The organism is Acinetobacter sichuanensis (assembly GCF_003024515.2).
GTDB classification, from domain to species: domain Bacteria; phylum Pseudomonadota; class Gammaproteobacteria; order Pseudomonadales; family Moraxellaceae; genus Acinetobacter; species Acinetobacter sichuanensis.
Window position 1 is genome coordinate 1 of sequence record NZ_PYIX02000202.1, and the last position, 665, is coordinate 665.

The window sequence follows — 665 nt, forward strand, 5'->3', positions numbered from 1 at the left end:
GGTCTTTCTGCTGCGATTAAAATTCGTCAATTGGCTATTGAAAACAACCTTCCAGACCTTTCTGTCTGTGTGGTTGAAAAAGGCTCTGAAGTTGGTGCGCATATCCTTTCTGGTGCTGTACTTGAACCTCGTGCTATCAATGAACTTTTCCCAAATTGGAAAGAAGAAGGTGCACCTTTAAATGTGCCTGTGACTGAAGATAAAACTTTCTTCCTCATGTCTGCCGACAAGTCACAAGAAGCACCGCATTGGATGGTACCTAAAACCATGCACAATGATGGCAACTATGTCATTTCTTTGGGTAATGTCGTTCGTTGGTTAGGCACGAAAGCTGAAGAATTAGAAGTGTCTATTTTCCCAGGCTTTGCTGCATCTGAAATCCTTTACCATGAAGATGGTTCTGTAAAAGGTATTCAAACAGGTGACATGGGTATTGGTAAAGATGGCGAACCAACGCACAACTTTACTCCAGGTTATGAACTTCATGCGAAATATACGATTTTTGCAGAAGGTTGCCGTGGTCACTTAGGTAAACGCCTCATTGCCAAATACAACCTAGACAAAGATGCTGATCCGCAACATTACGGAATCGGGATTAAAGAACTTTGGGAAATCGACCCTGCAAAACACAAAGCAGGTTTAGTGATGCATGGTTCAGGTTGGCC

Annotated in this window: 1 protein-coding gene; it reads left to right on the plus strand. The window is 42.7% G+C overall.

Annotated elements, in window-relative coordinates:
• Nucleotides 1-665, plus strand: a 665-nt coding sequence (locus C9E89_RS23025; protein ID WP_147305756.1) for an NAD(P)/FAD-dependent oxidoreductase, incomplete at both ends; no start/stop codon positions are given.